We start from the raw sequence: 6,642 nt of genomic DNA on the forward strand, positions 1-6,642 counted from the left end.
GCCTCCAGGGGGCGGTCCGGCAGGTAGCTACCGCGACCCTAGTCCGACCGACCGCAGTTGCCCACCTCCACAACGATCAGCGCTCGCGCAACGGCGGCAGGGTCGGCGCCGGATGATGCATGAGCAGGAGATCGTCGTCCCGGATGACCAGATCGGCGTAGCGATAGGTGAGCTGCGGATCGTCGTACGGCGCGAGGGTCCACTCCGTCGGGCGGTTCGACTTGAGCAGGTAGACGTCGGCTTTGGAGGTGAGGTGCGGAGCGATCGTGTTGGTGGTACTGACCGTGCTGTTGGCCGGGATGCGGTCGATCAACCGGTTGGCAGCGGCGGCGAACTCGCCGGGGCGGCCGGGGCCCTCCGAGGCTGCGGCCTGGAGGAAGAAGGCGAGGCAGGAGACCGAGAGCCCGGTGGCGATCAGCGGCAACAGCAGCCGGCGCCGACGGCCCACCAGGTGTGGACGGAGAAGGGCGAGACCGTGGATCAACGCACAGAACACGATCGGCATTAGTACGGCGTCGTAGTGGAAGGTCGGGATCCAGTAGAGGATGTACGTGCTGCCCAACCGCCAGCCGAGGGTCGGTAGCAGCAGGAGGACCAGCGGTGATCTGAGGGCCAGGAAAAGCGTTGGCAGCAAGATCAGCATCACCAGCCAGAGCTTGTCGTTGGTGAACAGATCGCCGGACAGAGCCGCCTCCGGAGCCTTGAGGCCACCTTTGCCGAGATAGCGATAGTTGCCGTAGGCACTGAAGGCCGGGATGATCACGAACACACTGAGCAACGACGCGGAGGCACCGCCGACCGCGGTGAGGATGCCCAGTCGCCGGGTGTCGGGGCGGAGCGCGATCAGCACGCCCAGTACGGCGAGCGTCATACCCAGGTCTTCTTTGACGAGGACCAGCGGAGCCGCGATCGCGACCGCGCGACCGGGGTGACCGTGCAGGTACTCGGCCAGGCCGAATGCGAGCAGCGGTACGGCGAACGCGATCTCGTGGAAGTCGAACGTGATCGCGTTCAGCAGTCCCCAGGACAGGCCGTAGCAGGTCCCGATGACCAGGCCGATCCGGCGGCCGAACGTCGTACTGGCCAGCCGGGCGATCGGGAAGACCGAGACCGCGAAGAACAACGCCTGCGCGACCAGCAGGGTCTCGGCCATCGGGAAGACGCGGTGGAACGGCGCCAGCAGGATCAGGATCGGATGGAAGTGATCGCCGAGCAGAATCAGGTTCGGGTCGCGGATCGTCGACACCGGGAGCTGGCCGTGGGCGTAGCTGTGCACGGCCTGGTCGAAGATGCCGAGATCGAAGGCGCCGGTCCGGTACGACCAGTGCTGCATCAGGACGAACCAGGTGTTCACGACGGCGAAAGCGCAAGCCAGTACGGCGGCCGGCCAGGCCCGGGCGCGGTGCTCCGCAATCGGTACGGCGGCGCGGGTGAACCGGTCTGTCAGCGTCATGACCGGGAGTATGGAAACGGGTCGCCCAAGAGAACCTGAAGCAAGCTGAAGCGTTCTTCAGGATGATCCGTACGGCGTGCGAACCTGGTCCGGTGCGGCTACTGGTGGTGGAGGACGAGCAGCGCCTCGCGGCGGCGGTGAAGTGGGGCCTGGAGTCCCACGGCTTCACCGTGGACGTCGTTCACACCGGTCCGGAGGCGTTGTGGGCGGCCGAGGAGAACGAGTACGCCGCGATCATCCTCGACGTGATGCTCCCCGGGCTGAACGGATACCGAGTCTGTGAAAGCCTCCGCCGTACCGGTGTCACCACTCCGATCATGATGCTCACCGCCAAGGACGGCGAGTACGACCAGGCCGAGGGGTTGGACACGGGCGCTGATGACTATCTGACCAAGCCTTTCTCGTACGTCGTTCTGGTAGCGCGGATCCGTGCGCTCTTGCGGCGCAGCGGGTCGGTGCGGGCCGCGCTGGAGGTCGGTGACCTGGTGATCGACCCGGCGGCGCGGACGTGCCGGCGGGGAGACGCGGCGATCGAGCTGACCGCGCGAGAGTTCGCGATCCTGGAATGCCTGGTACGGCGACCCGATGTGGTTGTGACGAAACGCGAGATCCTCGACCAGGTGTGGGACGCGCACTACGACGGCGATGTGAACGTGGTCGAGGTCCACGTGAGCGCCCTCCGCCGCAAGATCGACCACCCCTTCGGCCGGAAGACCCTGGAAACCGTCCGAGGCATGGGCTACCGCCTCACCGGGAGCACCCATGCCTAGGCTCTCCACCGCCGCCCGGGTGACGGTGATCGCCGGTGTGATCGGCGCTTTGCTGGCGGCGGGGTTCGCGTTCTGGATCCGCCACGAGGTCTACACGTCGCGGTACGAGATCTCCCTGCGCCAGGCCCAGACAACCCTGGACGAGATGCGCGGGGACATGGAGATCTTGTCAGGCGGACCGGGGCGCGTGCCGTCGGTCGCCTATGCCGGAACGGACGAATACTTCGAAATCGTCGACAGCTACGGCCGGACCTTGCTGGTCGCCGACGGACTTGAGCTCCTGCGGCCGGGTGCTCCTCCGATTCAGCCAGTGCCGCGGCCGGACGAAGTGTCTGGATGGCGCGGTGGCCACTATTGGACCGCGGCGGCGCCCGACCCGAGGAAGCTGCAGGAGATCTGCGGCTCACCGACTACCTATAACAGCAGGAGGTGCGTTCGTCTGGAACGACTGACCGGCCGACGGCTCGAGACGGTTCGTGTGGTGGTGCCGATCGGCGCGGTGCGCAAGCCGGCGCCGAATTCCATCATCGGCCGCCTCCACGGCACCATTGGGGCGGCGATTGTCGTCAGTCCTCTTGAGGCGGAGGATGCGGTAGCCGGCGTCGACCAGGTGCTCCGGCCGGCGCTTCCGGTCGCCGTGCTGTTGATCATGCTTGGTGCGTATGTCGGGACGCGGACCGCGCTCCGGCCCGTTGAGCGGATGCGGGCTCAGGCGGCGGCGATCAGTCAGCGGAATTTGCATGAGCGGGTGCCGGTGCCGCGGACCGGGGATGTGGTGGCTCGGTTGGCTACGACGTTGAACGAGACGTTGGGGCGGTTGGAGACGGCCGCGCAGCAACAACGCGGGTTTGTGGCTGATGCGGCTCACGAGTTGCGGAGTCCGATCGCCAGTCTGCGGGCGATTCTCGAGGTGGCGAACGAGCATCCGGAGCGGGCGGACTGGCCGCGGGTGAGTGGTACTGCGATCGAGGAGATTCGCCGGTTGCAGCAACTGGCCGACGATCTGCTCCTCGTGGCGCGGCTTGATGCCGAGCCGGAAAGCACCAAGCAGGCGGTCGATCTGGCCGAGCTGGTACGGCGGCAGTTGGCGAGACGGGTGGATGAGGGGCCTGGGCTCACGTTCGATGCGCCCGAGTCAGCCATGGTCGCCGGTGATCCCGCGCAGCTGGAGCGGTTGGTTCGCAACCTCGTTGACAACGCGATCCGGCACACCCGGACGACAGTTGCCGTGGGCATCGAGCAGCGCGACGGCGACGTCGTACTGCGGATCGATGACGACGGCGCTGGGATTCCCGAGGGGGACCGGGAGCGGGTGTTCGAGCGGTTCACCCGGTTGGATGAAGCGCGGAGTCGGGATGCCGGTGGTGCGGGGCTCGGGTTGGCGATTGCGCGGGAGATCGCGCTCCGGCATGGCGGCACGCTGACGGTTTCCGAAGCGCCCGGCGGCGGAGCGCGGTTCGAACTCGTGCTGCCTCAGGTGTGATCGTTGAGGCGGTCGGGGGTGAGGCGGATGACGACACGGTGGACCTCGGGCGGGAGGGCGACGTACTCGGCGGCTGCGTCGGGCCCGTCGTACTTGATGGCCAGGGACTGGGCGAGGGCGCGGCCCTCGTCGGGGGTGATGACGGCCTTGGCGACGATCTCGACGTAGCGCATCGGGTCGGTGCGGTCGATGACCAGGAGGCTGGTGCGGGGGTCGGCGACCAGGTTGCGGGTTTTGTAGTAGGCGGCGTCGGACGAGATCAGTACGTCGTTGCCGTCGCGGCCGATCCAGACCACCGTGTTCCGCGGGGCGCCGGTGGAGTTGAGGGTGGTGAGGACGCCGACGTTGGTGTCGTCGAGGAGGGCACGGGCGGCGTCGGAGAGTTCGGCAGGCATGGTTCGAGGTTATGCCCGAAAGGGAGCGAAGGCGGTTGTCGAGGCTGGCAGACTCGGGGCATGCGTTGGGACCGGGCGGTGCTTTTCAAGTTGGCGACGAACGAAACACTCGAGCAGGTGGTCAAGGGGCTGCCAGGTGGAGAGGAGAACGCCTGGCGGGCGGCTTCGCGGTACGTCGCGGGTCGGACGCGTGACGAGGCGTTGCAGGTGGCCGAGGCGCAGTTGGCGTTGGGGCATGGGGTGAGCCTTGACCTGTTCGGTGAGTTGTCGGTCGATGCTGCCGACGCGGAGCGGGTGGTGGACGAATACCTGGAGCTCGCGGAGCTGACGACGGGCTGGTTGTCGCTGGATCTCTCGCATCTGGCGGTCGATGTGGATCCGGCCGGTGCGGCCGATCGGGTGGCGCGGATCGCGGGGGCGCTGGAGGGCGGTCGCCGACTGCAGATCGGCGCGGAGGACACCGGGCGGACGGATCGGATCCGCGACTGCGTCCTGACGGTGGCCGGTCGTGGGCTCGGCGATCGGCTGGGGGCGACGGTGCAGGCGAACCTGGAACGGTCCCCGGAGGACATCGACGCGTTCGCGGAGGCCGGCGTACAGATCCGGCTCGTCAAGGGCGCGTACGTCGAACCCACCGGAGCCCACCCGTACGGCGAACCGACGGATGTCGCCTACTTGCGGTTGGCCCATCAGCTCGCTGAGCGTGGGGCCGACTGGTCGTTGGCGACGCATGACGGGCGGCTTCGTGAGGCGGTGTTGCTTGCCCTGGGCAAGGTTCCGGTCGAGCAGTTGCTGGGGATCCGGCCGGAGGTGCTCGCCGAGCTGCGCGACCGTGGGATCGAGACGCGTGTGTACGTGCCGTACGGCCCGTCGTGGTTCCGGTACTGGCTTCGTCGGGTGGCCGAGTCGCGGGGCGCATAAGGGGCGCATAAGGGGCGCTTAAGGCCACCGCGCACCTGGTATGGAACTCGGTTCCGAAAAATCCCATGCCAGCCCCTAGCTGTTGGGTAAGCGTTTCCCCTACGGTGAGCTCGCGTACGCGGACAGTTACCGCCCCGACTTTCCGATGAGGTAATGCGATGAAAATCCTGCGCACTCTGTGCACCGCCGCTGTGTTCGGCCTGGTCGCCCCGGCCGCCGCCCACGCCCAGGTCGAGCCTGGCGGCTGGACCTCCTACTCACCGTCGTTCTCCGAACAGGAGCGCGGCTGCGGCCAGATCAACGGCTTGAGCTTCCAGCTCACCTGCTCCACCGCCAGCGGCGACCAGCGAGCCGAACGCCGGTACGCGACGTACTCGAGTGGGACCCGGCAGTTCGAAGGGTCCTTCCGGATCACGTCGATGACCGGCAGCCGGATCAGCCTCAAGCAGACCTTCAACGAGAGCGGCTCCGGCCCGTTCTTCATGCTGGCAGTGGAAAACGGCGGCCGCCTGTACCGAGTCGGCGGCGACACCCTCGCCGGCGGCGCAACCGTCGGAACCACGGTCCGGGTCAACACCGTGCACCAGGTCGGCAGCGCGCACCGGACGTACATCAACGGTTCGCTGAAGCACAGCATGTCGAGTCCTGGTGGGAGTTTCTACGACAAGTTCGGTTCGTACCGGACGGACAGCGGTCGCGGTCCTATTCAGGTTCAGTGGAGCGGCGTGCAGTTCTGGCGCAAGTGAATGAAGCTCCCCGCCCTCTGCGCTCTCCTGCTGCTGGTCGGCTGCGCCCCCACCGACCAGCAGCAGGCGTTCCAACTGACCGCAGATCTGGTCGCCGATGACGTCACCCTGCGCTGGTCAGGCGCGCCCACCAACGCGGCGTACCTGATGATCGAGTACGCGACCGAGGAGAACGGCGAATACACGATCCTCAGCTTCCTGCCCCCGGATCAGCACGAGTTCCAGCACCCTGACCTGATGCCGGCGACAACCTTCTACTACCGCGTCACGCCTCTCACCGCCCCTTCGGCGCAGCCTGCGACCGCAGATCCCCGGCCCAAGGAAATCCACCTCAGCTGGCAAGACACCAGCACCAACGAAGACGGCTACCTCCTCGAACGCCGCCGTACCGCCCAACCCCCCGAAGTAGCCGCCTACCTGGACCCCAACACCACCTCGTTCAACCTCCCCCTCCTCCCCACCGACCAGCCCGCCACCTACATCCCCCGCCCCTTCCACCGAGGCGCCCCAAGCCCGGTAACCCACGAAACCATCCCGCCGGATTAGTCGTACGGCGTCCACTCGATGTCCGCGTCATGCTGTGCCGACAGAGCATCCGGTCGAGGTGCGCGTAAGTCCACAGATCGATCGGATGCGACGGCAGATCTATCCGCCGCGAGGTCGCGCGCGATCGTTGACTTCCCCGCCCCCGGCGCCCACCGGACCCACGCCATCGCGGGCCAACTCACGCACCCGTCCTGCCACTCGGCGGCCCTTCGGCTCCCACCAAGAGCCGGTACGACGGTGTGCACGGGTCAACCACCCGCGCGGTCGCAAGGTGGTTGGTGGGATGCTCCTATAGCTGTCAAGTGGTGGTTTGTGGTTGGAGTGCTTG

The 6,642-nt window shown here is 67.1% G+C and carries 7 protein-coding genes; 5 read left to right on the forward strand and 2 right to left on the reverse strand.

Annotation, left to right across the window (positions count from 1 at the left end; genetic code table 11):
* Positions 1 to 76: 76 nt before the first annotated feature.
* A complete protein-coding gene (locus ABD231_RS19525; RefSeq protein ID WP_344153590.1) occupies positions 77 to 1,453 on the reverse strand; it encodes a DUF2079 domain-containing protein in 1,377 nt (458 codons plus the stop codon).
* Between the two features lie 92 nt (positions 1,454 to 1,545).
* On the opposite strand from ABD231_RS19525, the gene ABD231_RS19530 reads away from it, so the two are divergent.
* Both ABD231_RS19530 and ABD231_RS19535 read left to right on the forward strand, forming a co-directional pair.
* Positions 1,546 to 2,223: a response regulator transcription factor gene (locus ABD231_RS19530; RefSeq protein ID WP_344153593.1), complete on the forward strand. Its 678-nt coding sequence runs from the start codon at positions 1,546 to 1,548 to the stop codon at positions 2,221 to 2,223.
* Entirely contained in the window at positions 2,216 to 3,706 is a 1,491-nt protein-coding gene (locus ABD231_RS19535) for a sensor histidine kinase (protein ID WP_344153596.1), read from the forward strand. The genes ABD231_RS19530 and ABD231_RS19535 overlap by 8 nt, the downstream gene beginning before the upstream one ends.
* Here ABD231_RS19535 and ABD231_RS19540 read toward each other — a convergent pair.
* A complete protein-coding gene (locus ABD231_RS19540) occupies positions 3,697 to 4,101 on the reverse strand; it encodes a PPOX class F420-dependent oxidoreductase (protein ID WP_344153599.1) in 405 nt (134 codons plus the stop codon). The two genes, ABD231_RS19535 and ABD231_RS19540, sit on opposite strands and share 10 nt — an antisense overlap.
* A gap of 60 nt (positions 4,102 to 4,161) precedes the next feature.
* Between ABD231_RS19540 and ABD231_RS19545 the strand changes: the two genes are divergently transcribed.
* From ABD231_RS19545 to ABD231_RS19555, 3 genes are all read left to right on the forward strand, one after another.
* Entirely contained in the window at positions 4,162 to 5,022 is an 861-nt protein-coding gene (locus ABD231_RS19545; protein WP_344153602.1) for a proline dehydrogenase family protein, read from the forward strand.
* 158 nt (positions 5,023 to 5,180) lie between these two features.
* Positions 5,181 to 5,768, forward strand: a complete 588-nt coding sequence (locus tag ABD231_RS19550; RefSeq protein ID WP_344153605.1) for a hypothetical protein — start codon at positions 5,181 to 5,183, stop codon at positions 5,766 to 5,768.
* Positions 5,769 to 6,314, forward strand: coding sequence for a hypothetical protein (locus ABD231_RS19555; RefSeq protein WP_344153608.1), 546 nt, complete (start codon positions 5,769 to 5,771; stop codon positions 6,312 to 6,314). It abuts the gene before it with no gap.
* Positions 6,315 to 6,642 lie beyond the last annotated feature (328 nt).

The organism is Kribbella yunnanensis, assembly GCF_039529655.1.
Classification (GTDB): domain Bacteria; phylum Actinomycetota; class Actinomycetes; order Propionibacteriales; family Kribbellaceae; genus Kribbella; species Kribbella yunnanensis.

Coding starts and splice junctions, on each gene's coding strand:
- ABD231_RS19525 (WP_344153590.1), bottom strand. CDS start 1,453: ATGACGCTGACAGACCGGTTCACCCGCGCCGCCGTACCGATTGCGGAG.
- ABD231_RS19535 (WP_344153596.1), top strand. CDS start 2,216: ATGCCTAGGCTCTCCACCGCCGCCCGGGTGACGGTGATCGCCGGTGTG.
- ABD231_RS19540 (WP_344153599.1), bottom strand. CDS start 4,101: ATGCCTGCCGAACTCTCCGACGCCGCCCGTGCCCTCCTCGACGACACC.
- ABD231_RS19545 (WP_344153602.1), top strand. CDS start 4,162: ATGCGTTGGGACCGGGCGGTGCTTTTCAAGTTGGCGACGAACGAAACA.
- ABD231_RS19550 (WP_344153605.1), top strand. CDS start 5,181: ATGAAAATCCTGCGCACTCTGTGCACCGCCGCTGTGTTCGGCCTGGTC.
- ABD231_RS19555 (WP_344153608.1), top strand. CDS start 5,769: ATGAAGCTCCCCGCCCTCTGCGCTCTCCTGCTGCTGGTCGGCTGCGCC.